We start from the raw sequence: 25,649 nt of genomic DNA, 5'->3' as shown, positions 1-25,649 counted from the left end.
ATGCCGCGTTGCGGCGTGTCGGGTCAGATCTCCTTATCCGCTGAGGAGGGCCGGGCTGAGACAGGGTCTTCCCCGTGCGCGGATGCTGCGAATCGGGGTGACACGCCGCCGAGCGGGGTGCGACACGCGGGGAAGCGTTCGATCGGCAGCATCCGTGATCGGTGGTGGGGGGTGGGAGCTGGCGGATGACCGATGCTGCGGCATCCTCTCGTCTTCTCCCCGCTCTCACTCTTGTACTTCTCTCCATCCCGTACTTCCTGTGCGGCTCGCCCGCGGCGGATAAGGAGATTCGGCGGGGCGCGCCGGGTGGGGGATGCCGCGTTGCGGCGTGTCGGGTCAGATCTCCTTATCTGCTGGTTGGGCCGGGCTGAGACAGGGTCGTCCCCGTGCGCGGATGCTGCGGATCGGGGTGACACGCCGCCGCGAAGCGTGTGACATGCGGGGAAGCGTTCGATCTGCAGCATCCGTGACCGGGGTGGGGTCGGGGGCCGGGCCGTGGCCGAAGCTGAGTGGGGTCGGCGCCGGCGACGCGCCACGGGGCGACACGCGGCGCGGGATGTGGCGCGGTGTGCGCGTATCGTTCACCGAAAGTCCATCTGCCGTTTCCCGACCGGGGCGACAGTGGATCGACTCTCGCGCCGCGACCCGCGGGGCGCTCGATCAGGAGGACGCCTCGTGATTTCGACGGACGCCGATCAGCTCCGCCTCGCGAGCCGGGCACCCGAGCCGCGCACGCTCCTCGACATCCTGCGTGAGACGGCGGCGCGTCATCCCGAGTCGTCGGCGATCGACGACGGTGCCGGTGCGCTCAGCTATCGCGAACTCATGGCGCGCGTCATCCGCACCGCTGCGCGCCTCCACGAAGCGGGCGTGCGACGCGGCGACCGGGTCGGCGTGCGCATGCCGTCGGGGTCGCGCGAGCTGTACATCGCGATCCTCGGCGTGATCGCCGCGGGTGCCGCCTACGTGCCGGTCGACGTCGACGACCCCGAGGAGCGTGCCGAGCTCGTGTTCGGCGCGGCCGGGGTCGCGGGCGTCATCGCGGGCGGCGGCCAGTTCACGCCCTCGGGTGAACTGTCGGCCGAGCTCTTCGACGGCGAGCCTCCGCACGCGAGCACCGCCACGATCCCCGTCGCGACGCCGCCGCAGCCGAGCGACGATGCGTGGATCATCTTCACCTCGGGCTCGACGGGCGTGCCGAAGGGCGTCGCCGTCACCCACCGCTCGGCCGCCGCGTTCGTCGACGCCGAAGCCCGCATGTTCCTGCAGGGCGAACCGCTCGGCCCCGGCGATCGCGTACTCGCGGGCCTCTCGGTCGCGTTCGACGCGTCGTGCGAAGAGATGTGGCTCGCGTGGCGGCACGGCGCGTGCCTCGTGCCCGCGCCGCGTTCGCTCGTGAAGAGCGGCATGGACCTCGGTCCCTGGCTGCTGAGCCACGGCATCACCGTCGTCTCGACCGTGCCGACCCTCGCAGCGCTCTGGCCCGCCGAGTCGATCGAGAATGTGCGTCTGCTCATCTTCGGCGGCGAGGCCTGCCCGCCCGAACTCGTCGCGCGTCTCGCCGCCGACGGGCGTGAGGTCTGGAACACGTACGGCCCCACCGAGGCGACCGTCGTCTCGTGCGGCGCGCTGCTCGACGGCAGCGGCCCGATCTACATCGGCCTGCCCCTCGACGGCTGGGACCTCGCGATCGTGGATGGCTCGGGCGAGCCGGTCGCGCCGGGCGAGGTCGGTGAGCTCATCATCGGCGGCGTCGGGCTCGCGCGTTACCTCGACCCCGAGAAGGACGCCGAGAAGTACGCGCCGATGCCGACCCTCGGCTGGGAGCGCGCCTACCGCTCGGGCGACCTCGTGAGTTTCGACGGCACCGGCATCCTCTTCCAGGGCCGCGCCGACGACCAGGTCAAGGTCGGCGGGCGTCGCATCGAGCTCGGCGAGATCGAGTCGGCCCTGCAGAACCTGCCCGGCGTCTCGGGCGCCGCGGCCGCCGTGCGGAAGACCGACGCCGGCAACAGCGTGCTCGTCGGCTACCTCGCCGTCACCCCCGCCTTCGATCGGGATGCCGCGCGCCGACGCCTCGCCGAAGAGCTGCCCGCCGCACTCGTGCCGCTGCTCGCGATCGTCGACGACCTGCCGACGCGTGTGTCGGGCAAGGTCGACCGCGCCGCGCTTCCGTGGCCGCTGCCCGGAGTGGATGCCGACGCCGACGGTTTCACCGACACCGAGGCGTGGCTCGCGGGCGAGTGGCAGGCCGTGCTCGGGGTTCCCGTGCCCGATGCCGAATCGAACTTCTTCGACCTCGGCGGAGGATCGCTCTCGGCCGCGCAACTCGTCGGGCGCCTGCGGGCGCGTGACCCCGAGTTCACGGTCGCCCACATCTACGACCACCCGCGTCTCGCACAGCAGGCCGCGGAGCTCGCGGCGCGCGACACGGGCGACGACGCCGTGACCTTCCACCGGCCGGGCCCCACCCCGCGTCGGACGCAGTGGTTCCAGACGCTCATCGGCATCCCGTTGTTCATCCTCAGCGGCATCCGGTGGCTGTTCTATCTGCTCACCGCGGGCAGCATCCTGCACGAGGTGGGCGGGTTCGAGTTCCTCCCCGCCGTCGATCTGTGGGTGCTCATCGTCGGGCTCGGCATCTTCGCGACGCCGTGGGGGCGCATGCTCATCGCGGTCGTCGCGGCGCGGGCGCTGCTCGCGGGCGTCGAGCCGGGTGATCATCCGCGCGGAGGTTCGGTGCACCTGCGGCTGTGGCTCGCCGAGCAGATCGCGCAGCAGATCGGGGCCGTCGGCCTCGCGGGCGCCCCCTGGATCCTTCTCTACGCGCGGGCGCTCGGCGCGAAGATCGGCGAGGGCGTCGACCTGCACACGTTGCCGCCGGTCACGGGCATGCTCACCGTCGGCGCGGGAGCCTCGATCGAGCCCGAGGTCGACCTCGCGGGCTACTGGATCGACGGCGACGTGCTGCGGCTCGGCCGGGTGCGCATCGGTGCCCACGCGACGGTCGGCGCGCGATCGACGCTCCTGCCGGGTGCGCGCATCGGCAAGCACGCCGAGATCGCGCCGGGGTCGGCCGTCTTCGGTCGCGTGCCGTCGGGCCAGAAGTGGGCCGGTTCGCCCGCCGAACGCATCGGCCCCGCGGCGAAGGCCGAAGCGACGGCTCCCAAGCCGCGCCGGTGGCTCGTGGCGTACGCGCTCGCCTCGACGGCGATCTCGCTCCTGCCCGTCGTCGCGTTCGTCGCGGGCGCGGCGGTGTTCGCCGCCGGCATCCGTGGGTCGGCTTCGCTCGCCGAGGCATCCCTCGCCGCTCTCGTCTGGGTCGTTCCCGCGACGCTCGTCGCGGGCGTCGTGCTCGCGGGCGCCGTCGTCGTGCTCGTGCGCGTGCTTGCGATCGGCCTCACCGAGGGCCTGCACCCGGTGCGCAGCCGCGTCGCGTGGCAGGCGTGGACGACCGAGCGACTGCTCGACCTCAGCCGCACGCTCCTCTTCCCGCTCTACTCGAGCCTCTTCACGCCTGTGTGGTTGCGCATGCTCGGCGCCGAGGTGGGGCGCGGCGTCGAGGCGTCGACCGTGCTGCTCATTCCGTCGATGACGTCGATCGGCGATCACGCGTTCCTCGCCGACGACACGATGGTCGCGTCGTACGAACTGCGTGGCGGGTGGATGAACCTCGGCCGCGTCTCGATCGGCAAGCGCGCGTTCCTCGGCAATTCGGGCCTCGCGACGCCGGGCATGCGCGTCGCGCGCGATTCGCTCGTCGCCGTACTCTCGGTCGCGCCGCAGAAGTCGAAGCCCGGAACGTCGTGGCTCGGTTCGCCGCCCGTGCGACTGCGGCGGACGGCGGTCGACTCGGATGACGCCCGCACCTACCGACCCGGTGCGGGCCTGCGCGTCGCGCGCACACTGTGGGAACTCTGCCGCTTCGTGCCCGTCGTCGTGTCGGTGCTCATCGGCATCGCCGTGATGTTCGCGTTCGCCGGCCTCGTGACGATGTTCGGCGTGCTCGTCACGATCCTGCTGAGCGGTGTCGTCATGCTCGCCGCCGGTGCCGTCGCCGCCGGTGTCTCGACCGTCGCGAAGTGGGTCATCGTCGGGCGCATCCCCGCCGACGAGCAGCCGCTCTGGTCGAGCTTCGTGTGGCGCACCGAAGTCGCCGACACGTTCGTCGAGATGGTCGCTGCGCCGTGGTTCGCGAAGTCGGCGTCGGGAACGCCCGCGTTGAACGTCTGGCTGCGTTCGCTCGGCGCACGCATCGGGCGCGGCGTGTGGTGCGAGAGCTACTGGTTGCCCGAGGCGGATCTCGTCACTCTCGGCGACGGATCGACCGTCAACCGGGGCTGCGTCGTGCAGACGCACCTGTTCCATGATCGAATCATGAGCATGGATGCCGTCACCCTCGAGAACGGTGCGACGCTCGGGCCGCACAGCGTGATCCTGCCCGCCGCGTCGATCGGCGCGCACGCGACCGTCGGCCCCGCGTCGCTCGTCATGCGCGGTGAGAGCGTTCCCGTCGGAAGCCGCTGGAGCGGCAACCCCATCGGTCCGTGGCGGGCTGTGCGCGTCTCGGACTATCACCCGAAGGTGCGCTGATGCCGGCCGTCGCCGGTGCCGAGACCGCCGGTGACCCGTACATCCCCCGCAGCGGCAACGGCGGATACCGCGTCGCGTCGTACGACCTCGACCTGACGTACCGGGTGCCGACCAACCGGCTCGAGGGCACCGCGACCCTCACGATCGTGACCGACCAGAAGCTCTCGCGGTTCAGCCTCGACCTCGTCGGACTCGGCGTGAAGCGCGTGCGCGTCGACGGGCGGAAGACCCCGTTCCGTCACGCCGACGGCAAGGTGCGCATCACCCCCGAGAAGGCGCTCGCCGCAGGGGCGACCGTGACGGTCGTCGTCGAGTACGCGGGGGCGCCGCGTCCCCGTCGCTCGCGCTGGGGAACCATCGGCTGGGAAGAGCTCGACGACGGCGTGCTCGTCGCCTCGCAGCCCTCGGGTGCGCCGAGCTGGTACCCCTGCAACGATCATCCGTCGGACAAGGCGACCTATCGGGTGACGTTCGCAACGGATGCCGCGTACACGGTCATCGCGAGCGGCGCGCTCGTCTCACGCCGGATCGTGGGAGGCCGCGGCGTGTGGCGCTTCGAGCAGGCGGCGCCCACCCCGACGTACCTCGTCGCCGTGCAGGTCGGGCGGCTCGCGAGCGTGCCCGTCGACCTCGCGGGAGTCGCCGGCACGCTGCACCGGCCCGCGGCGATCGCTCCCGTCGTCGACCGCGAGCTCGAGCGTCTTCCCGAGATGATGACGCTCTTCGAGCGCACCTTCGGGCCGTACCCGTTCGACGGCTACGGCGTCGTCGTCACCGAGGACGAGATCGAGATCCCCCTCGAAGCGCAGGGCATCGCGACGTTCGGCTCGAACCATCTCGACGGATCGGGCCGTGAGGAACGCCTCGTCGCCCACGAACTCGCCCACCAGTGGTTCGGCAACAGTGTGGGGCTGCGCCGCTGGAGCGACATCTGGCTCAACGAGGGCTTCTGCTGCTACGCCGAATGGCTGTGGTCGGAGGCGTCGGGGTCGGAGCGCGTCGAGACCCTCGCGCGGCGTCACCACCGGGCCCTCGCCTCGGCCCCGCAGGATCTGCTGCTCGTCGACCCGGGCGTCGACGACATGTTCGACGACCGCGTCTACAAGCGGGGCGCCCTCGCCGTCCACGCGCTGCGCGTCTTCGCGGGTGATGCGGTCTTCACCGACATCCTCCACGCGTGGACGACGCGGTACCGTCACGGCCTCGCGACCACCGACGACCTGCTCGCGCTCGCCGAGGAGCTCGCCCCGGGCGCGACCGCCGTGCTCGCCCCCTGGCTCGCCGAGCGCGCGCTGCCGGCGTTCCCGCGCTAGCGCGGGACTCGTGCCCTCTCGCGCTCGCCCCCGCACGTCCTCGCGCCTCGCGCTCGCCCCCGCACGTCCTCGCGCCTCGCGCTCGCCCCCTCTCGCGCCATTCTCGCGCTCGAGGGGTCAATCGAACGGGGTCGCACGCCCCGCGCACCCCGAGAGATCGACCTTTCGGCGGGCTGATCGCCCCTGCTACCCTGGTCAGGTGCACTATTTGTTCTTCCTGTGACGGCTGAGTAGGCCCACCGCGCTCGTTGAGTTCCTCCGAGCCGGCGGCCGATCGATCCGACCCCGCGGGGGTCACCGTCATTCCGCACGCGTTCGCGAGCGCGGCGCCGTGCGTCGATTCGAAGGATTCGTATGCCCACCTCAGCCCACCGTCATCCGGCGCGCCATCGCGCCCAACTCCTCGCCTCCTCCGTCTCGGTGATGCGCGGCGCCTCGCCCGTGCTCACCGACGTCGATCTCGTCGTCGCGCCCGGCTCCCGCATCGGGATCGTCGGCGAGAACGGCCGCGGAAAGTCCACGCTGCTCCACGTGCTCGCGGGAACCCTGCCGCCTGATCACGGTTCGGTGAACCTCGTCGGCACGGTCGGCGTCGCCGAACAGGAGATGATCGCCGACGACCGCACCGTAGGCCAAGCCGTCGCCGAGGCGATCGCCGCGTCGCTCGACGCCCTGGCCCGGCTCGATGCGACAGCCGCGCGGCTCGCCGACGGGCATCCCGATGCGGCCGACAGCTACGCCGTCGCACTCGAGCACGCCGAGGCGCTCGACGCGTGGGACGCCGAGCGTCGCGTGCAGGTCGCCCTCGAGTCGCTCGATGCCGAGACCGAGGTGCGCCGCCCGCTCGCCGACCTCTCGGTCGGGCAGCGCTACCGCGTGCGCCTCGCCTGTCTGCTCGGCGCCGACGACGACTTCCTGCTGCTCGACGAACCGACCAATCACCTCGATCGGAGCGGGCTCGACTTCCTCACCGCCGAGCTCCGCGCGCGGCGCGGCGGCGTGGTCGTCGTCAGTCACGACCGCGCGCTATTGACGGATGTCGCCGAGACGATCGTCGACCTCGACCCGACACCGGATGACCGCCCGCGCGTCTTCGGCGGAGGCTTCGCCGGCTACCGGGCGGGGCGTTCGGCCGAACGGGAGCGCTGGGAACGCGACTACGAGAAGCAGCAGGCCGAGTACGCGCGCCTCAGCGACGATCTGAGTTCTGCGCAGAACCGTCTCGTGTCGGGGTGGCGACCCGACAAGGGCACCAACAAGCACGGGCGGGCGACGCGTGCGGGCGGGCTCGTGCAGAGCGTGCACCGTCGGCAGGAGGCTCTCGATGCCCACGCGCTCGCGGTGCCCGAGCCGCCGCAGCGATTCCGCTTTCCCGAGTTGCAGACGCGCACGGGGGCGACCCTGCTCGACGTCGACGGTGTGCGCGTCGAGGGGCGGCTCGGCGAGACGACGTTCGCGCTCACGCATCGCGGTCGACTCGTCGTGACCGGCCCGAACGGTGCGGGAAAGTCGACGCTCCTCGCGGTCGCCGCTGGCGAGCTGACGCCCGACTCGGGGGTGGTGCGCTCGCCGCGCGACATCCGTCTCGGCCATCTCCGGCAGGAGAGCGCGCTGGCACTCGACCGGCGGGCGAGCGAGGTATTCGCGACGCACGTTGAGGCGCTCGTCGCGTCGGGGGTGCTGTCGTCCGCGGAGGCCGGCGGGCTCGCGCAGCTCGGCCTGCTGCGGGCGCGCGAGTCGGGCAAGCGCGTGGGCGAGCTCTCGATGGGGCAGCAGCGCCGGCTCGACCTCGCGCTCGTGCTCGCGGCGCGTCCGCACGTGCTGCTGCTCGACGAGCCGACGAATCACCTGTCGATCGCGCTCGTCGACGAGCTCACCGAGGCGCTCGGGGCGACCGATGCCGCGGTCGTGCTCTCGACGCACGACCGGCAGCTGCTCCGTGACGTTCGCGAGTGGCCGCGCATCGAGCTGATGGCGGCGAGGGTCTGAGGCGAGTGCGGCGGATGAGGAGATCCGCGGCGACGCGCGGGGTGAGGGATGCCGCGCAGCGGCGTGTCGTGCCCGATCTCCTTATCCGTCGTGTCGCCGCCTCACCCGGGGCGCCGGCCCCGTGCGACGGCGAGACGGATGCCGGGCGAGAGCTCACGGTCGACGACCCGGTAGCGGTGGCCGTCGAGGCGCGTGCCGCCGAGGACGTGCCGCACGCCCGTGGGGTCACGGTCGAGGCCGCGGCCGTCGGCCTTAAGTGTTGCCTCGGCGGCGCGCCACGCTCGGGCGGGGTCACGGAGGGGTCCTCCGAGCACGGCCTCGACGCCCGCGGCCTGGTCGTGCGTGAGCGTCGCGGCCGAGACGTCGATGCCGAGGGGGCGATCGCCCACGTCGACCGCCGCGACGGCGAGGCCTCCGTGGAATGACAGGCTCGCCGTCATCCGTCGCCCGTTCGCCAGCTCGACTCGCGGTCGCCCGTGCTCGCGGCCGCAGTGCGGGCAGGCCGCGCGCACGATGATGCTCTCGAGGGGCGCGCCCGTGACATCCAGCGCGAGCGCGCGCAGGGTGAAGCGGCCGAGCAGGAAGCGCGCGGCACGGGCGGGCGTCTCGTCGTCGAAGCGTGTGCGCTCGGCGGGGGTGAGCAGGTCGAGGGCGCGGTCACCGGGGCTGTCGCGCGCGGAGACGTGCACCCCGCGCGGCAGTCGCAGCGGCATCCGGCTCATGCCTCGACCCTATGGGCGCGGGGCTCCGTGTGCCGGGCCGACCGCGTCGAGGGCGGCGGCGGATAAGGAGAATCGCGGCGACGCGCCGAGCCGGGGATGCCGCGCGGCGGCGTGTCGGGCGCGATCTCCTTATCCGGCGGCAGGAGCCCGGGCGATGAGGTCCATCAGCACTTCATCGAGACCGTCGAGACCCGCCGACGCGCGGATCGCGGCACCCACTCGCTCGCTCGCGGCACGATACGACGGGTCGGCGAGTGCTGTGCGAACGGCGCGTCGAACGGCATCCGTCGTCGGGCGCTCGGTGCGCAGGTCGATGCCGACGCCCGACCACGCGACGCGCGCCGAGACCTCGATCTTGTCCTCGGTCGTGCCCGCGACGACGAGCGGCACTCCGTGCTCCATCGCGTAGTGCACGCCGCCGTAGCCGCCGTTCGTGACGACGACGTCGGTGAGCGGCAGCAGGGCGTCGTAGGGCAGGTACTCGGCGGCGCGCACGTTCGAGGGCAGCGCGGGCAGGTCGGTGAGGGGGCGCCCGCCCGTGCTCACGACGACGAGCACGTCATCGCTCGCGAGGGCCTCGACCGTCGGCACGATGAGGGCGCCGAGATCGGCGTTCGCGACGGTGCCCTGCGTCACGTGCACGACCGGACGCGAGCCGTCGAGGTCGCCCCACCACTCGGGAAGGGCGGCGGATGACGGTCGCGATCGTGCGACGGGGCCGACGAAGTGCACGTGCTCGGGAAGGTCGCTGCGCGGATACTCGAACTCGGGCACCGTGAACTGCACGACGGCGTCGGCGAGGGCGGCAGAACCGAGGAAGAACCCCTCGAGCTCGTGTCCCGTGGTCTCTCGCACCATGCGCTGGGCCGAGCGCTGCAGCGCGCCGAAGATGACGTGCTCGGCTACGAAGCGCAGCGCGCGATTGCGGATGCGGCCGCGGAGGCCGGGCATCGGCGCGATGCCGAGTCCGAACGGTGCCGTGTCGACGCTCGAGAGCCCGAGCGGGATGATGCCGAGGTTGACGACGGGCGGGCGCTCGCCGCGGGGCCGGCTCACGAGAGCGACAGCACCGACGAACATGCTCTCGACGAGGACGGCATCGGTCTGCTCGGCGGCGATCGCCTCATCGAGCGCGGCGAGCTGCAGAGGTGCGGGCGCGAGGAAGATGTTCTCGACATCCCACCGGATGCCCGCGACCCCCGTGCGGCCGACGCGATCAGGGAATGCGGCGTCGACGTCGGAGTCGTCGTAGTCGATGTCGCGGGGGAGGGCGAGGTACTCGGCGCCGGTCGCCTCCACTGCCGAGCGGTAGCGCTCGCCCGTGAGGAACCGCACGCGATGGCCGTGGCCGATCAGATGCCGCGCGACGGCGAGCAGCGGCTGCACGTGGCCGTGGACAGGGGTGCACGCGATGAGGAGGGAGGGCACGGTTTCACTGTCCCATTGCGCGGAAGCTGCCGAATCGGCCGACACGCCGCCGAGCGGCGAGCGACACGCGGGTCTCGGCAGGATCGGCAGCATCCGCGAACGAGCGTTCGGCGCGTCATCCGCACCCCGGGCCGGCCGGGAACACCCCCGAAGAACCCGCCCGCAGCGAGGCTCACGGCGACTCCGACCGCGGATTCTTCGGCCAGCCGCGTTCGCTCGCGACCGTCTTCGGCGTCGAGATGTGGGAGCGGTTCAGCTTCTACGGCATGCAGGGCATCCTGCTCATCTACCTGTACTACTCGGCGAGCGAGGGCGGGCTCGGACTGCCGCAGGCGACGGCCGCGGGCATCGTCGGCGCGTACGGCGGCTCGGTCTACCTCGCGACGATCATCGGCGCGTGGCTCGCCGACCGGCTGCTCGGCTCGGAGCGCGTGCTGTTCTACAGCGCCGTCGTCATCATGCTCGGGCACATCGGTCTCGCGCTCATCCCCGGCTTCGCCGGAGTGGGAGTCGGTCTCGTGCTCGTCGCGCTCGGCTCGGGAGGGCTCAAGGCCAACGCGACATCCGTCGTCGGCACGCTCTACACGCCCGACGACGTGCGACGGGATGCCGGCTTCTCGCTGTTCTACCTCGGCATCAACCTCGGTGCGTTCCTCGGCCCCATCCTCACGGGGCTGCTGCAGACGACGCTCGGGTTCCACTGGGGCTTCGGCCTCGCCGCCGTCGGCATGTTCATCGGACTCGTGCAGTACAGCTTCGGGCGGAAGCGCCTGCCGGTCGAGGCCCACGAGATCCCCAACCCGCTGCCGCGGGGCAAGCGCCCGATGTGGATCGGCATCGCGGTCGGCGCCGTCGTCGTCATCCTCATCGCCGTGCTCCTCGGCCTCATCACGGCCGACAACCTCGCCCTCATCGTCATCGGGCTGACCGTCGTCGCCGCGATCGCGTACTTCGCCGTCATCCTCTCGAGCTCGCGCCTCTCGTCGACCGAGCGGACGCGCGTCTTCGGCTTCATCCCGCTCTTCATCGTGAGCGTCGCGTTCTGGTCGCTCTACCAGCAGCAGTTCACGGTGCTCACGATCTACTCCGACAAGCGGCTGAACCGCGACCTCTTCGGCTGGGAGATGCCGGTGTCGTGGGTGCAGTCGATCAACCCGATCTTCATCATCATCCTCTCGGGCGTCTTCGCCGCGATCTGGACGAAGCTCGGCCGGCGCCAGCCCACGACGCCCGTGAAGTTCGCCCTCGGAGCGATCGTCATGGGCCTCGCGTTCTGGTTGTTCCTTCCGTTCGCGAACGGGGGCGAGAACACGACGCCCCTGCTCGCGATCGTCGGAATCCTCTTCACGTTCACCGTCGCCGAACTCTTCATCTCGCCGATCGGGCTCTCGGTCACGACGAAACTCGCCCCGGCGGTGTTCCACACGCAGATGGTCGCGCTCTTCTTCCTCTCCGTCGCGCTCGGCACGGCGATCGCGGGTCAGCTCGCCGAGCTGTACTCGCCCACGAACGAGGTGCCGTACTTCGGCGTGCTCGGCCTCGTCGCCGTCATCGTCGGCGTGCTGCTGTGGGTCGCGAGCCGCGGGGTGCTGCGCCTCATGAAGGGCGTGCGCTGAGGGTGGCGTCGGGTGTGGCATCCGGTCTCGGTTCGCCGGTCACGGATGCTGCGGATTCGGGTGACACGCCGCTTCGCGACGCCCGACGCGCGGGGCGTTGCCTGATCGGCAGCATCCGCGCACGGGGTGGGGTGGGCCGGGGGTCGGATAAGGAGATTGCGGGCGGCGCGCCGGTGAGCGGATGACGCGGGCGGGCGTGTCGGGTCAGATCTCCTTATCCGTCGGCGCGGGATGGGGACCAGCCGCGAGTACTCAGGCGCTCGCGCGCACGACGAGTTCGGTGGGGAGTGTGACCGTCGCGGCGGGCTGACCCTCGATGACCTGCAGCAGGAGGCGCACCATCTCGTGGCTGATGCGCTCGAAGGGCTGACGCATCGTCGTGAGCTGCGGGTCGGTCGTGACGGCGACGGGGGAGTCGTCGAACCCGATCACGGCGACATCCTCGGGCACGCGTCGACCGGCCGCAGCGAGCACCTCGAGTGCTCCCGCCGCCATGAGGTCGTTGCCGATGAAGACGGCGTCGAGGTCGGGCCGCCGGTCGAGAAGCTCGCGCATTGCAGCGGCCCCGCTCACCCGGCTGTAGTCGCCGTAGGCGATGAGTGAGTCGTCGGCACCGGCATCCATCTCGAGACGGTAGCCCTGCAGTCGCGTGAGTCCGCCCGACGTGTCTTGCGGGCCGGCGATCGTCGCGATGCGCGAGCGGCCGAGCGAGCGCAGGTGCTCGACGGCGACGCGTGCGCCCTCGGCGTCGTCGGCCGACACCGAGCCGATCTTGCGTTCGAAACCGAGGGGGATGCCGCACGAGATCGCGGGCACGCGAGACCCGACGAGTTCCGACATGAACGCCTGGCGGCCGCGGTGCGACGACACGAGCAGCACGCCGTCGACGTGTCCGGCAGTGATGAACTCGGTCGCGCGGCGCTGCTCGTCGTCGGAGCCTGCCATGAGCAGCACGAGCGACATGTCGCGCTCGGCGAGGGCCTCGGCGGCTCCGCGCATGAGCACCGAGAAGTTCGGGTCCTCGAAGAGGCGCTCGTGCGACTCGGTGAGGAGGAACGCGATCGAGTTCGCGCGGCTCGTCGCGAGGCTGCGTGCGTGCGGGTTGATGCGGTAGCCGGTCTTCTTGATCGCGCCGTTGACGGCCGTGAGGGCGTCGGGGCTGACCCAGTGACCACCGTTCAGAACTCGCGACACCGTGCCCCGTGAGACCCCCGCCTCACGGGCGACGTCGTCGATCGTCGGGCGACGGCGGCTGCTGGGATCGGTCACGGAGCCAGCATAGGGGGCAGCTCGACGCTCGCGCGGGGTCACGCCTTCACGGCGCCGGCGGCGAGGTCGACCCGCCAGAACCGCTGCAGCAGCAGGAAGAGCGCGATGAGCGGGATGATCGACAGCAGCGCACCCGTGATGACGAGCGTGTAGAGCGCCGGCGCCGTCGCACCCTGGTTCAGCAGTCCGTTGAGGCCGACCGTGATCGGGAACAGGTTGTCGCTGCCGAGCATGATGTACGGGAGCATGAAGTTGTTCCAGATCGCGACGAACTGGAAGAGGAAGATCGTCACGAGTCCCGGCAGCATCATCGGCATCGCGATGCGGCTGAAGATGCGCATCTCGCTCGCGCCCTCGGTGCGCGCGGCCTCGACGACCTCGGTCGGCACGGCGGCGGCCGAGTAGATGCGCGCGAGGTAGATGCCGTACGGGCTGATGATCTGCGGCAGCAGCACGGCCCAGTAGGTGTTCGTCAGGCCGACCTGCGCCATGAGGAAGTACTGCGGGATCGCGAGGATGACGCCCGGCACGAGCACGCCCATGAGCAGGATGCGGAAGACCATCGACTTGCCCGGGAAGGCGAACTTCGCGAGCACGTAGCCCGAGAGCGCCGAGACGTAGGTCGAGAGGATCGCGCCGACGCCGGCATAGAGGGCGGTGTTGAGCATCCAGCGCCAGTAGAGGCCGTCGCGGTACTGCGTGAGGGCGACGATGTTGTCCCACAGGTGAGTGCTCGGTGCGAGCGTGAACGTCGAGAAGAGTTCGGCGCCGCTCTTCGTCGAGGCCATGAGCACCCAGAAGACGGGGAACAGGCAGTAGAGCGCGCCGATGAGAAGGATGCTCGTCGACACGTAGCTCGGGCGCTCGCCGTCCTTCGATCGGCGTCGGCCGCTCGAGAGGGGCTGCCCGGGAAGAGGCGTGCGGAGGGTCGGGGACGTCGTGGCGGTCATGTCAGTCTTCCTGTCCGAAGGCGCGCTTCTGGACGACACGGAGGAAAAGGAACGAGACGACGAACGTCGCGACGGCGATGACGATCGAGGTCGCCGCGGCCGAGTAGATGTCATCGCGCGTGAAGGCGTCGCGGTAGACGAGCATGAGCGGCGACCAGCTCGTCGAGAGGCTGTTCGTAAGGGGGCGGAGCGTCGTCGGTTCGGCGAACACCTGCAGCGTCGCGATCATCGAGAACAGCGCCGTCATGACGAGGGCGGGCGCGATGATCGGCACCTTGATGCGGAGCGCGATCTGCACCTCGCTCGCGCCGTCGATCTTCGCGGCCTCGTAGATCTCGGTCGGCACGGCCTTGAGCGACGTGTACATCACGATCATGTTGAAGCCCACGCCGCCCCACAGGGCGATGTTCGCGATGCCGAAGAGCACGAGGGGGGATGACAGGAGCGACGGCACCTCCCATCCGAACTGGTCGAACACGTAGTAGAAGGGGCTCACGGCGGGCAGGTAGAGGAAGCCCCAGAGCAGTGAGCTGATGACGGCCGGCACGGCATACGGCAGGAAGATCGCGGTGCGCGAGAACGTCGTCGCGCGGGTGCGGCGCGAGTCGAGGAGGAGTGCGAAGAGCAGCGCGAGGCCGAGCATCGTCGGGATGAGCACGACGCCGTAGAGCAGCACGCGCCCGACGCTCGCGGCGAACTCGGGGTCGGTGAACGACGAGATGTAGTTCTCGAAGCCCGCGAACGCCGTCGTTGTCGAACCCGAGCCGAGTCCGAGGCCCACGACCTGCTTCTTCTGGAAGCTCAGGAAGAGCGTGTAGAAGATCGGCGCAGCCATGAAGACGACGAAGAGCACGATGCCGGGCGCGAGCATCGCGTAGGCCGTGCGGGTGAGCGCACGCTGGTTGCGATTCTGTGCGGGCCGCTTCTTCGACGGCCGGGGTGCGGCGTCGACACGGGGTCGATCGGCGACTGAGGTCACGACTGCCTCCGGGGGTAGGCGGATCGCTCCGCGGTGGAAGGGGAGAGGGGCGCGGCCGGTGGCCGCGCCCCTCGGGTGCTACTTGACGGTGAAGCCGCTCTTCGTGAGGTCGTCGATCGTGATCGACTGCATCTCGGCGACGGCCTTCGTGAAGGCGTCGGCGGTCTTCGCCTCGGCCGCCTTGGCGAACTCGTCGTTGTACGCGCTGTACGCGACGTTGACGTTCGGGCCGTAGGTGAAGGGCTGCACGGCGGACGCGGCTTCTGCGGCGATGTCGTAGAAGTCGGCCTGGCCGCTGAAGAACGCGGGCGGCTCGGTGAGCGCGGCGGCCGCGGCCTCGGAGTCGGCCGGGTAGATGCCCGACGTCTGGATGAGAGCGGCGATCGCCTCGGGGTCGGTGTTGAGCCACGTGATGAACTCGGCGGCCTGCTCGGGGTGCTTCGACTGCGTCGTGACAGCGGTCGAGGAACCGCCCCAGTTGCCGTTGGTCGGCTCCGAGGCATCCCACGCGGGGATCGTCGCCGCGGTCCAGAGGCCGGCGGTGTCTGCGGCGTTGCCGTTCAGCACTCCGGGGCCCCAGACCGACGAGACCCAACCGACCTGTGTGCCGTCGTTGAGGCCGGCGTTCCACTCGGGGGTGTACATCGGCTTGTTGTCGATGACGCCTTCCTCGACGAGCTCGCCCCAGTACTCGGCGACCTTCTGCGTGGGCTCCTCGTCGATGCCGACGCCCCAGGCGTCGCCGTCGATGGACCACCACGAGGCGCCGGCCTGCTGCGCGAGACCGGCGAACCAGCCGGCGTCGTTGGCCGAGAACGTGCCGAGGTACTTCGACGGGTCGGCGGCGTGGAGGGCACGCGCCGTCTCGGCGTACTCGTCCCACGTGGTGGGGATCGAGAGACCGTACTGGTCGAGGATGTCGGTGCGGTAGTAGGCCATCATGGGGCCGGTGTCCTGCGGGACGGCGTAGACGGCGTCGCCGCCGAGCGTGACCGAGTCCCACACGGCCGAGGGGAAGCCCTCGGCGACGTCGGAGCCGAGTGCGTCGGAGATGTCGGCGAGCGCGTCGGCCGACACGAGCGTCGGGAGCTTCTGGTACTCGGCCTGGATCATGTCGGGAGCGCCGCTGCCCGCCTTGATCGCCGTGAGCAGCTTGGTGATGGCGGGGTCGCCGCCGTCCTGCTTGTTCACGGTGACCTGGATGTCGGGGTTCTTCTCGTTCCAGATCTCGACGACCTGCTCGAGGTTCGGAGCCCATGCCCAGTATGTGAGCTCGACGGGGCCGGATTCACCGCCCCCGGCATCGGCCGAACAACCGGCGAGAAGCAAAGCCGCAGTAGCGGCGGTGGCGATGGCTCCCATGCGAAGAGATGAGCGCATTTCGTCCTCCTTGTCGAAAAGCTGACTGTGTGATGCGAGGGGGGGGTGGTCGCTCGCTGACACTCGGAGGAACGTCGGTGAGCCTGTGACCGGTATTAGTAATCCACACAAAAAGATCGCTGTCAACACAGCGATGACGTTTGACAGCGGCATCCATGGCTGTGATAGAACTGTGACCGCACACAGTCAAAGGAGATCGCGCCATGTCGACGCCCACTTCCGAAGTCCTCGATTCGCGACGAGTGGCGGCGACCGATTCGCCCGCTCTCGCCGAACCGACGCGCGAGTCATCCTCGGTGCACCGCATTCCCGGGCGGGAGGTCCGCTACGGCGGCGACTACAACCCCGAGCAGTGGAGCCGCGACGTCTGGATCGAGGACATCGAGCTCATGAGGCGCGCGGGCGTCAACCTCGTGAGCGTCGGCATCTTCTCGTGGGTCCTGCTCGAGCCGCGTGAGGGTGAGTACGATTTCACGTTCCTCGACGACCTCATCGGCCTGCTCGCCGAAGCCGGCATCGACGTCGACCTCGGCACGCCGACGGCCGCGCCCCCCGCGTGGTTCTGGAAGAAGTACCCCGAGGCGCACCCCGTCACGCGCGACGGCATCCGCCTCGGCTTCGGCTCGCGCGGCATGGTCAGCCCTAGCTCGCCCGAGTACCGCCGTGCCGCGACCGGCATCACCGAGCAGCTCGCCCGCCGGTACGCCTCGAACCCCGCCGTCGTCATGTGGCACATCCACAACGAGTACGGCGCCCCCATCAGCGACAGCTACGACGACTACTCGGTTGCGGCGTTCCGTGAGTGGGCGCGAGCCCGGTACACGACCCTCGACGCGCTCAACGCCGCGTGGGGAACGCTCTTCTGGGGGCAGCGCTACGGCGACTGGGACGAGATCGACGCCCCGCGTCTCTCGGCGAGCGTCTCGAACCAGGCCCAGCGCCTCGACTACCAGCGCTTCACGTCCGACGCGCTGCTCGCCTGCTACGTCGCCGAGCGCGACGTCATCCGTCGCTACACGCAGACGACCCCCATCACGACGAACTTCATGGCGACGAACTGCCCCTCGGTCGACTACTGGTCGTGGGCGCGCGAGGTCGACGTCGTCGCGAACGACCACTACCTCGTCGCCGAACGCCGCGACAACCACGTCATGCTCGCGATGGACGCCGACCTCACCCGGTCGCTCGCGGGCGGTCGCCCCTGGATCCTCATGGAGCACTCGACGTCGGCCGTCAACTGGCAGCCGCGCAACATCGCGAAGCGCCCCGGCGAGCTCGCCCGCAACAGCCTGAGCCACTTCGCTCGCGGCGCCGACGCCATCATGTTCTTCCAGTTCCGCGCAAGCCGCTTCGGCGCCGAGAAGTTCCACTCGGCGATGCTGCCGCACGCCGGCACCGGCACGCGGATCTGGCGCGAGGTCGAGGAGCTGGGCTCGGCGCTCGGCGCGCTCGGCCCCGTGCGCGGCAGCCGCGTCGAGGCATCCGTCGCCGTCGTCTGGAGCATCGAATCGTTCTGGGCCCTCGACCTCGAGTGGCGGCCCTCGGTCGAACTCGGCCACCGCGAGCGCGTCGAAGCCTTCTACACCGCGCTCTGGAACCGCGGCGTGACGATCGACTTCGTGCTGCCCGAGCACGACCTGAGCGGCTACGACGTCGTCTTCGCGCCGAGCCTCTACCTGCTCGGCGACGAGGGCGCCGCGTCGCTCGACCGCTACGTCGCGGGCGGCGGCACGCTCGTCGTCTCGTACTTCTCGGGCATCGTCGGAGCGAACGACGAGGTCGCCGCGGGTGCCTCGCCGGGAGCGCTGCGCGACGTGCTCGGCCTCGAGATCCACGAGTTCCTGCCGCTGCACGAGGGCGAGACGGTCGACCTCGGAGACGGTCGCCGCGGTGCGGCCTGGAGCGAGGAGATCGTGCTCACCGGTGCCGAGAGCGAAGCGCTCTACGCGACCGGCCCCGCCGCGGGCGGCCCCGCCATCACGCGCAACGCCCGCGGCGACGGCACCGCGTGGTACGTCTCGACGAAGCTCACGGGCGACGACCTGCAGTCCTTCGTCGACGGCGTGCTCGCCCGAGCCGGCGTCGCACACGCGGCACCGCCCGCGGGACTCGAGTCGGTCGAGCGCGTCGACGGCGAACGGCGCTTCGCCTTCCACATCAACCACGCCGACGAGCCCGCCGTCGTCGCGGCGCACGGCACCGATCTGCTGACCGGCGACCACGTCGACGGCGAGATCACCGTGCCGGGCGCCGGCTACCGCATCATCGCTTCGCCCCGCTGAGCGCACCCCGCGCCCGCGGTCACCACGTCAAGGAGGACGACATGACACGATCACGCACCCCGCGAGTTCTCGGGGCGGTGGTGACCGCGCTCGCGCTCATCGCCGCACCCGCGGCACCCGCCTTCGCCGCAGCGACGCCGGAGCTCGTCAACCCGGGCTTCGACGACGGGCTCACCGGCTGGACCACCGAGTCGACGAGCGGCGCCGCCGCGGTCGAGTCGGTCGGGATCGACGGCGGGCTCCGGCTGACGCACTGGCTCCCGACCGACGGACGCATCTCGACGACGCAGCAGCTCACCCTGCCCGAGGGCTGGCACACACTGCGCGCCCAGGTGAAGTCGGGCGGCTCGCTCGCGGCATCCCGGCTCGTGTTCTCGGGGTGCGGCACCGACGGCAGCGTCGTCGTGCCGTCGACCGAGACGGATGACGCGTGGCTGCACCTCGCGGTCTCCGGCTATGCGACGGGGGATGCCGCGTGCACGGTCGGCCTCGTGACCGACGGGCCCGCCGGCTCGTGGGCGAGCCTCGACGCGGTGTCGATCGAGCAGGGCACGGTCGACCGCGGCCTTCGCGGCGCCGACCTCTCGGGTGTGCCGAAGAACGAGGACTTCGGCGCCGTCTACTCGTCGGAGGACGGCACGGCGGGCGACCCCGTCGAGATCCTCGCCGACGCGGGCGCGAACATCGGCCGCCTGAAGGTGTGGGTCGACTCGGCCGACGGCTACAACATGACGCCGCAGGTCGTCGCGATGGCCGAGCGCATCGTGGATGCCGGCATGGAGCTCCTCGTCGACTTCCACTACTCCGACCGCTGGACCGACCCGGGAGCGCAGGGCGTTCCCGCCGCGTGGGTCGGACACACGCCCGCGCAGCTCGCCGCCGACGTCGCCGCGCACACCACCGACGTGCTGCAAGCGCTCAAGGACACGGGCATCACGGCCGACTACGTGCAGGTCGGCAACGAGATCAACCCGGGCATGCTGTGGCCGAGCGGCCAGACGTGGGACGTGATCCCCGACGACGGCGTCGACGGCGCCCAGTGGGACAACCTCGCGCTCTTCCTTACCGCCGGTGCGAACGCCGTGAAGGCCGTCGACCCGTCGACCGAGGTCATCCTGCACCTCACGAACATCAACAACGGCATCGGCGGACTCACGTGGTGGTTCGACGAGGTGACGGCACGCGCCGTGCCCTTCGACCTCATCGGACTCTCGTATTACGGCTACTGGCACGGCAGTCTCGCCGACCTGCAGGAGGCCGTCTCGGTGCTCTCCGATCGGTACGACCGCGACGTGCTCGTCGTCGAGACCGCCTACCCGTTCACCCTCGACGACAACCTGGTCGCACCGTGGGAGAACGTGATCGCCCGCGAGGAGCAGCTCGTCACGGGTTACCCCGCGACGGTCGAGGGTCAGCAGGCGAACTTCCGTGCCGTGCAGGACGTCGTCGCGGCAGCACCCGGCGGTCGCGGCCTCGGCGCCGTGTACTGGGAACCCGCGTGGACGGCCGTTGCCGGCAACGGCTGGGACCCGGCCGATCCGGCCTCGGGCAACGCGTGGGAGAACCAGGCCGTCTTCGACTTCGACGGTCGCGCGCTGCCGAGCATCGCGGCGTTCGCGGCGGATGACCGGTCGGAGCCCGCGGTGGAGCCGGAGCCTTCGCCCGAGCCAGAGCCGTCGCCGGAACCCGAACCGTCGCCCGAACCCGTTCCCTCGCCCGGCCCCGTGCCGTCGCCCGGTGGTTCCGGACCCGATTCGGGCTCGACGCCCGGCGGGTCGGGGTCCGACACGGCGGCGCCCGGCTCCGACCGCGCGGCACTCGCGACGGCCGGCACATCGGTGGCCCCGGCGCTCGGCCTCGCCGCACTCGTGGTGCTGGCCGGCCTCGCGCTGCTCGGCCTCCGTCGCCGGCGCGTCGCCCGATAAGGAGAATCTCTCCGACACGCCGGTGAGCGGATGACGCTCGCCGGCGTGGCGGCCCGGATCTCCTGATCCGTCGCGCGAGCGGGCGGTCGCCCCGGTCACGGATGCTGCGGATGAGGGCGACACGCCGCGGCGCGACAGGCGACACGCGTCATGCCGCCTGATCTGCAGCATCCGTGAACAACCCGCACGCGTCATCCGTCATCTGGTTCGATGGGGGGATGACGACCGCCTCCGAACTGTGGATCGCCGAGATCGAGCTCGTGCCGCTGTCGCCCCTCAAGGCCGTCGTGCGCACTGTCGCGACCGTCGGAGCGCTCGCGGCGAGTTTCGTCGGACTCGGCGGCGAGAGCTGGGGGCCCGGTACGGCCGACCTCGTCATCCGCCGCATCTCGGACGGGCACGTCATGTACCGCGCGAGCCAGAACGACGGTGACACGGCCGAAGCGTTGCTCGGCCTCGCGATCGAGGAGCTCGAGACGCTCAGCCCCGAACAGTTCGCCGATGAGTGGGGCTTCGAGCGCGATCAGCCGCACGTCCACTGACGCGGGGTGCGCAGCCCCCGATCACGGATGCTGCGGATCGGCCCGACACGCCGCCGTGCGTCATCCGACACGCGGTGAGCGGCCGATTCGGCAGCATCCGTGCACGCGGATAAGGAGATCGCGGGCGGCGCGCCGCCGGGGGGATGCCTCGGGCCGGCGTGTCGGGTCGGATCTCCTTATTCGCCGCCAGAGAGAGGCGTGACGCAGCCTCAGCCGAGCAGCGGCTCGACCGACGCGTACGCGTGCGGCGCCACGGTCGGCGGAACCTCCCACAGGCGGGTGGGTTCGCTCGCGGCATCCCACCGCTCCCAACCGGGGTCTCCGCCTGAGATGAACGCGACCGCCGAACCGTGCAGGGCATCGGCGAGCGACTGCGGGGGAGCGTCGCCCGCGAGGTGCGCGATGCGCTCGGCGCCGAGGCAGTCGAAGAAGAACGGCACGTCGAGGCAGTGCACGGCTCGTCCGGCGAACGCGGGCGACGGCCACGTGAAGCGCGCGAGCCACGTCGGGGCATCGCCGCGGGCGCGCGTGAACGCGAGCGCCGCCGAGCGGAACACCGCGTCGGAGACGTAGCGCCCGAGCATGGCCGCCGTGCCCTTCGCGTGCACGTCGACGTTGGCCGCGAGGTAGGGGCGGCGGATGTCGCGGGCGAGCCCCAGCAGCCCGAGTCCCGCACTCGCGGGGATGAGTCGCAGCGCGCCCTGCAGCCGGTCGGTCGCCATCGAGAACTCGTCGTCGACCGAGCTGACGATGAGCGGCACGTCGGCCGAGGCGCCGGCCGCGGCGGCATCGAGCGGCGCGTGGGGCACGAGGTCTCCGTCGATCACGGGCGACCACGGCACGCCGTCGCCGATCATCTGACGCACGGCCGCGAGCGGGTGGGCGGTGAGCTTCGGTTCGACGGCCTTCTGCGCGGCGAGCACGCGTTCCTCGGGCAGCGCGGCGAGAGCGGCGCGGGTCGGTTCGACGCCGAGCTCGGCGGCGAGACGTCGCCCCAGCTCTTCGGCGCGGCCGAGCGGGGTCGCGCTCAGCACGCCCGACATCGAGATCGCGCGGTGGAAGAGGCCACGCGCCCGCGGCACGCCGAGCAGCGTGAGCACGGCCCCGCCGCCCGCCGACTGGCCCGCGATCGTGACGCGCTCCGGGTCGCCGCCGAAGTCCGCGATGTTGCCCTGCACCCACTCGAGCGCGGCGATCCAGTCGAGCACGGCGCGGTTGTGCGGGGCGTCCTCGATCCAGCCGAAGCCGTCGAATCCGAGCCGGTACGAGACGCTCACGGTCACGATGCCGTCGCGGTTGAACGCGGCTCCGTCGTACCACGAGCTCGAGGGCGAGCCCGAGACGTAGCCCCCGCCGTGGATGTAGACGAGCACCGGAAGCCCCGCGGCATCCGGGTCGGGCGTGAAGACGTTGACGTTGAGGGTCGAGTCGCCGACGATGCCGGGCTCGGGGATGAGGGTCACGCCACCGGTTCCGTCGTCGCGGAACGGCGTCGCGCCGAACTCCGTCGCGTCGCGCTCGCCCTCCCACGCGGGGTGCGGTGCGGGCGCGGCGAAGCGCAGTTCGCCCACGGGGGCCGCCGCGAACGGGATGCCGAGGAATGCCGCCGAACGCCCGCCCGCGTCATCCCGCCACACCCCGCGCACCGCGCCGGATCGCGTCTGGGCGACCGGGGCGCTCATCGGGCGGCTCCGCTCGTGAGTGCGCGCCAGAGTTCGGAGAGGTGCGCGGCCATGTCGATCGAGGGGTCGAGCAGCCACTGCGTCTGCAGTCCGTCGGCGGCGGCGAGGATGACGGAGGCGAGGCGTTCGGGGTCGAGCCCGGCGTCGATGCGGCCGGCCTTCTGCTCGGCGGCGATGGCCGCGGTGATCTCGGTGCGATCGCCCGCGAAGCGTTCGACGAAGAAGTCGTGGGCGGCGTGATCGGGGTCGGTCGAATCGACGGCGAGGCGCGAGTAGAGCTGCACGAGGCCCGGCACGTCGGCGTTGTGGCGGATGACGCCGACGAACGCCTCGAGCGGATCTTCGGTGCCGTCGATGTAGGTCTCGCGGTCGACCTCGTCGCGCTTCCGCAGAACTTCGGTGAAGAGTTCTTCCTTCGAGGTGAAGTAGTGCAGGAGGCCCGCCTGGCTGAGGCCGACGGCGTCGGCGAGCTCGCGCACCGACGTGCGGCGGTAGCCGTTGCGGGCGATGACGCCGAGGGCCGTGGTCAGGATCTCTTCGCGCTTGGCGATGCCCTTCGCGTAGGGCCCCTTTGCAGTCATGGTCTCGATCGTATCGACCCCGCTCACACATACCTAGTGTCATTCGGTTTTGCATGTTAGTGTGACGCGACCGACCTCGACGAGGAGAACCTCTGTGACCACCACACCCCCCGACATCCGTACCGCCTCGGCCGACGAGGTCGTCGCGAGCCTCACCCTCGACGAGAAGGCGTCGCTCACGAGCGGCGCGAGCTTCTGGTACACGAAGCCCGTCGAGCGCGCGGGAATCCCCGCGATCATGCTCACCGACGGCCCGCACGGCGTGCGCAAGCAGCGCGAGGGCGGCGACCACCTCGGCATCGCCGACAGCGTTCCCGCGACGTGCTTCCCGCCCGCCGTCGCCCTCGGCTCGAGCTTCGACCCCGAGCTGCTCGAGCGCGTCGGCGCGGCCCTCGGCGACGAGTCGCTCGCCGAGAACGTCGCCGTGCTGCTCGGCCCCGGCATCAACATCAAGCGCTCGCCGTTCTGCGGCCGCAACTTCGAGTACCTCTCGGAGGACCCGCTCGTCTCGGGCGTGCTCGGCACCGCTCTCGTGCGCGGCCTGCAGTCGCGCGGCGTCGGCGCCTCGCTCAAGCACTTCGCCGCCAACAACCAGGAGGCCGACCGCCTGCGCGTGAGCGCCGACGTCGACCCGCGCCCGCTCCGTGAGATCTACCTGCGCGGCTTCCAGCGCGTCGTCGAGGACGCCCAGCCGTGGACGGTCATGTGCTCGTACAACCGCCTCAACGGCGTGTGGACCTCCGAGGACCCGTGGCTGCTCACGAGCGTGCTGCGCGACGAGTGGGGCTTCGAGGGTCTCGTCGTCTCCGACTGGGGCGCCGTCAACGACCGTGTCACGGGTGTCGTCGCGGGCCTCGACCTCGAGATGCCGTCGAGCGGCGGACGCACCGACGCCCAGCTCGTCGCCGCCGTGCAGGCCGGCACGATCGCCGAGGCCTCGATCGACACCGCCGCCCGCCGCGTCGTCGACCTCGTGCAGAAGTCGGTCGCCGGTGCTCGTGCCGGTCACTCGTTCGACGTCGACACCCACCACGCGCTCGCCCGCGAAGCCGCCGAGCGCAGCGTCGTGCTGCTGAAGAACGAGGGGCCCGTGCTGCCGCTCGCGCCCGAGGCATCCGTCGCCGTCATCGGCGAGTTCGCGCGCACCCCGCGCTTCCAGGGCGCCGGCTCCTCGCTCATCAACCCGACGCGCGTCGACGACGCGCTCGCCGCGATCACGGAGCTCGGCGGCGACGTCGCCTTCGCTCCCGGCTTCACGATCGACGGCTCGGATGACACGGGGCTCGCCACTGCTGCCGCCGAGGTCGCCGCGCAGCACGATGTCGCCGTCGTCTTCCTCGGCCTGCCCGCCGAGCTCGAGTCGGAGGGCTTCGACCGTGACGACATCGAACTGCCCGCGAACCAGATCGCGGCTCTCGAGGCGGTCGCCGCTGCGAACCCGAACACGGTCGTCGTGCTCTCGAACGGCGGCGTCGTGCGCCTCGGCGACGTCGACCGGCTCGCCCCCGCGATCGTCGAGGGCTGGCTGCTCGGCCAGGCCGGCGGCAGCGCGATCGCGAACGTGCTCTTCGGAGTCGTGAACCCCGCGGGCCGTCTCGCCGAGACGATCCCCGTGCGCATCGAGGACACCCCCGCGTTCCTCGACTTCCCCGGCGAGAACAGCCACGTGCGCTACGGCGAGGGTCTCTTCGTCGGCTACCGCTGGTACGACGCGCGCTCGATGGCCGTGCACTTCCCCTTCGGTCACGGCCTCTCGTACACCGAGTTCGCCTACTCCGACCTGTCGGTCGCGGCGACGGATGCCGGCCTGACCGCACGACTCACCGTGACGAACACGGGCGAGCGCGCGGGCCGCGAGGTCGTGCAGGCGTACGTCGGGCTTCCGGGCTCGTCGATCGTGCGTGCGCAGCGCGAGCTCACGGGCTTCCAGACCGTCGACCTCGACGCCGGTGAGAGCCGCGTCGTCGAGATCGCGATCCGCCGCGCCGACCTCGCCTACTGGGACGTACGGGTCGACGACTGGACCGTCGAGGGCGGCGAGTACCGCGTCGAGATCGGTGCGTCGAGCCGCGACATCCGGGCCACCGAGACGGTCGCCGTCGCCGGTGACGACGTGAAGCTCACGTTCGGCCGGAACTCGTCGATCGGCGAGATCCTCGCCGACCCGACCGCCGGTGCTGCGCTGAAGGCCGCGTTCAGCGGAGCCGACGGCCCCGCGAAAGCCCTCACCGAGTCGCCCGAGATGATCCGCATGATGGCGTCGTTCCCGATCGGGCGTCTCGCGACGTTCCCCGGCATGGGCATCGACGACGACAGCCTCGACGCGCTGCTCGCGGCGGCCAACGCTCGCTGACCGTCATCCACCGCTTCGGGCGGCATCTACTCCGGCGGATGCCGC

The 25,649-nt window shown here is 71.0% G+C and carries 16 protein-coding genes; 8 read left to right on the top strand and 8 right to left on the bottom strand.

Going from position 1 to position 25,649, the window contains the following annotated elements:
• Positions 1-675: 675 nt before the first annotated feature.
• The 3 genes from BJ972_RS10745 to BJ972_RS10735 all read left to right on the top strand — a co-directional run bounded on the left by BJ972_RS10745 (position 676) and on the right by BJ972_RS10735 (position 7,895).
• Positions 676-4,593, top strand: coding sequence for a Pls/PosA family non-ribosomal peptide synthetase (locus tag BJ972_RS10745; protein WP_129172447.1), 3,918 nt, complete (start codon positions 676-678; stop codon positions 4,591-4,593).
• Positions 4,593-5,906 carry a M1 family metallopeptidase gene (locus tag BJ972_RS10740; protein ID WP_129172448.1) on the top strand — a complete coding sequence of 438 codons (1,314 nt, stop codon included), beginning with the start codon at positions 4,593-4,595 and terminating at the stop codon, positions 5,904-5,906. The genes BJ972_RS10745 and BJ972_RS10740 overlap by 1 nt, the downstream gene beginning before the upstream one ends.
• Before the next feature lie 354 nt (positions 5,907-6,260).
• On the top strand, positions 6,261-7,895 hold the full coding sequence (locus BJ972_RS10735) for an ABC-F family ATP-binding cassette domain-containing protein (RefSeq protein WP_129172449.1): 1,635 nt from the start codon (positions 6,261-6,263) through the stop codon (positions 7,893-7,895).
• 101 nt (positions 7,896-7,996) lie between these two features.
• On the opposite strand, the gene BJ972_RS10730 is transcribed toward BJ972_RS10735, so the two are convergent.
• Together BJ972_RS10730 and BJ972_RS10725 are read right to left on the bottom strand one after the other, a co-directional pair.
• Positions 7,997-8,617: a 4'-phosphopantetheinyl transferase family protein gene (locus BJ972_RS10730; RefSeq protein WP_129172450.1), complete on the bottom strand. Its 621-nt coding sequence runs from the start codon at positions 8,615-8,617 to the stop codon at positions 7,997-7,999.
• A gap of 129 nt (positions 8,618-8,746) precedes the next feature.
• A complete protein-coding gene (locus BJ972_RS10725) occupies positions 8,747-10,045 on the bottom strand; it encodes a glycosyltransferase (RefSeq protein WP_129172451.1) in 1,299 nt (432 codons plus the stop codon).
• A 26-nt stretch (positions 10,046-10,071) separates the two neighbouring features.
• Between BJ972_RS10725 and BJ972_RS10720 the strand changes: the two genes are divergently transcribed.
• Entirely contained in the window at positions 10,072-11,661 is a 1,590-nt protein-coding gene (locus BJ972_RS10720; protein WP_129172452.1) for a peptide MFS transporter, read from the top strand.
• Between the two features lie 252 nt (positions 11,662-11,913).
• Here the strand turns inward: BJ972_RS10720 and BJ972_RS10715 are convergent, their stop codons facing one another.
• From BJ972_RS10715 to BJ972_RS10700, 4 genes are all read right to left on the bottom strand, one after another.
• Positions 11,914-12,930, bottom strand: a complete 1,017-nt coding sequence (locus tag BJ972_RS10715) for a LacI family DNA-binding transcriptional regulator (RefSeq protein ID WP_129172453.1) — start codon at positions 12,928-12,930, stop codon at positions 11,914-11,916.
• A gap of 38 nt (positions 12,931-12,968) precedes the next feature.
• Positions 12,969-13,880, bottom strand: a complete 912-nt coding sequence (locus BJ972_RS10710) for a carbohydrate ABC transporter permease (protein WP_129172454.1) — start codon at positions 13,878-13,880, stop codon at positions 12,969-12,971.
• A gap of 1 nt (position 13,881) precedes the next feature.
• Positions 13,882-14,751, bottom strand: coding sequence for a carbohydrate ABC transporter permease (locus tag BJ972_RS10705; protein WP_129172659.1), 870 nt, complete (start codon positions 14,749-14,751; stop codon positions 13,882-13,884).
• A gap of 186 nt (positions 14,752-14,937) precedes the next feature.
• A complete protein-coding gene (locus tag BJ972_RS10700; RefSeq protein ID WP_129172455.1) occupies positions 14,938-16,239 on the bottom strand; it encodes an ABC transporter substrate-binding protein in 1,302 nt (433 codons plus the stop codon).
• Between the two features lie 203 nt (positions 16,240-16,442).
• Between BJ972_RS10700 and BJ972_RS10695 the strand changes: the two genes are divergently transcribed.
• From BJ972_RS10695 to BJ972_RS10685, 3 genes are all read left to right on the top strand, one after another.
• A complete protein-coding gene (locus tag BJ972_RS10695) occupies positions 16,443-18,521 on the top strand; it encodes a beta-galactosidase (RefSeq protein ID WP_129172456.1) in 2,079 nt (692 codons plus the stop codon).
• A 41-nt stretch (positions 18,522-18,562) separates the two neighbouring features.
• Positions 18,563-20,446: a glycoside hydrolase family 53 protein gene (locus BJ972_RS10690; RefSeq protein WP_206736461.1), complete on the top strand. Its 1,884-nt coding sequence runs from the start codon at positions 18,563-18,565 to the stop codon at positions 20,444-20,446.
• A 173-nt stretch (positions 20,447-20,619) separates the two neighbouring features.
• Positions 20,620-20,988, top strand: coding sequence for a hypothetical protein (locus tag BJ972_RS10685; RefSeq protein ID WP_129172457.1), 369 nt, complete (start codon positions 20,620-20,622; stop codon positions 20,986-20,988).
• A 209-nt stretch (positions 20,989-21,197) separates the two neighbouring features.
• On the opposite strand, the gene BJ972_RS10680 is transcribed toward BJ972_RS10685, so the two are convergent.
• Together BJ972_RS10680 and BJ972_RS10675 are read right to left on the bottom strand one after the other, a co-directional pair.
• Positions 21,198-22,670, bottom strand: coding sequence for a carboxylesterase/lipase family protein (locus tag BJ972_RS10680; protein WP_129172458.1), 1,473 nt, complete (start codon positions 22,668-22,670; stop codon positions 21,198-21,200).
• Complete coding sequence (locus BJ972_RS10675) at positions 22,667-23,251, bottom strand: TetR/AcrR family transcriptional regulator (protein ID WP_179419945.1); 585 nt, start codon at positions 23,249-23,251, stop codon at positions 22,667-22,669. The genes BJ972_RS10680 and BJ972_RS10675 overlap by 4 nt, the downstream gene beginning before the upstream one ends.
• A gap of 94 nt (positions 23,252-23,345) precedes the next feature.
• On the opposite strand from BJ972_RS10675, the gene BJ972_RS10670 reads away from it, so the two are divergent.
• Positions 23,346-25,604: a glycoside hydrolase family 3 C-terminal domain-containing protein gene (locus tag BJ972_RS10670; protein WP_129172459.1), complete on the top strand. Its 2,259-nt coding sequence runs from the start codon at positions 23,346-23,348 to the stop codon at positions 25,602-25,604.
• Positions 25,605-25,649 lie beyond the last annotated feature (45 nt).

The sequence above is a fragment of the Agromyces atrinae genome (genome assembly GCF_013407835.1).
Lineage (GTDB): Bacteria > Actinomycetota > Actinomycetes > Actinomycetales > Microbacteriaceae > Agromyces > Agromyces atrinae.
This window is presented reverse-complemented; position numbering and strand designations above follow the sequence as displayed.

What these genes read in the sequence shown, in the direction of transcription:
- BJ972_RS10740 (WP_129172448.1), top strand. Translation starts at nt 4,593, where the DNA reads ATGCCGGCCGTCGCCGGTGCCGAGACCGCCGGTGACCCGTACATCCCC.
- BJ972_RS10735 (WP_129172449.1), top strand. Translation starts at nt 6,261, where the DNA reads ATGCCCACCTCAGCCCACCGTCATCCGGCGCGCCATCGCGCCCAACTC.
- BJ972_RS10730 (WP_129172450.1), bottom strand. Translation starts at nt 8,617, where the DNA reads ATGAGCCGGATGCCGCTGCGACTGCCGCGCGGGGTGCACGTCTCCGCG.
- BJ972_RS10710 (WP_129172454.1), bottom strand. Translation starts at nt 13,880, where the DNA reads ATGACCGCCACGACGTCCCCGACCCTCCGCACGCCTCTTCCCGGGCAG.
- BJ972_RS10705 (WP_129172659.1), bottom strand. Translation starts at nt 14,751, where the DNA reads ATGCTCGCGCCCGGCATCGTGCTCTTCGTCGTCTTCATGGCTGCGCCG.
- BJ972_RS10700 (WP_129172455.1), bottom strand. Translation starts at nt 16,239, where the DNA reads ATGCGCTCATCTCTTCGCATGGGAGCCATCGCCACCGCCGCTACTGCG.
- BJ972_RS10695 (WP_129172456.1), top strand. Translation starts at nt 16,443, where the DNA reads ATGTCGACGCCCACTTCCGAAGTCCTCGATTCGCGACGAGTGGCGGCG.
- BJ972_RS10690 (WP_206736461.1), top strand. Translation starts at nt 18,563, where the DNA reads ATGACACGATCACGCACCCCGCGAGTTCTCGGGGCGGTGGTGACCGCG.
- BJ972_RS10680 (WP_129172458.1), bottom strand. Translation starts at nt 22,670, where the DNA reads ATGAGCGCCCCGGTCGCCCAGACGCGATCCGGCGCGGTGCGCGGGGTG.
- BJ972_RS10675 (WP_179419945.1), bottom strand. Translation starts at nt 23,251, where the DNA reads ATGACTGCAAAGGGGCCCTACGCGAAGGGCATCGCCAAGCGCGAAGAG.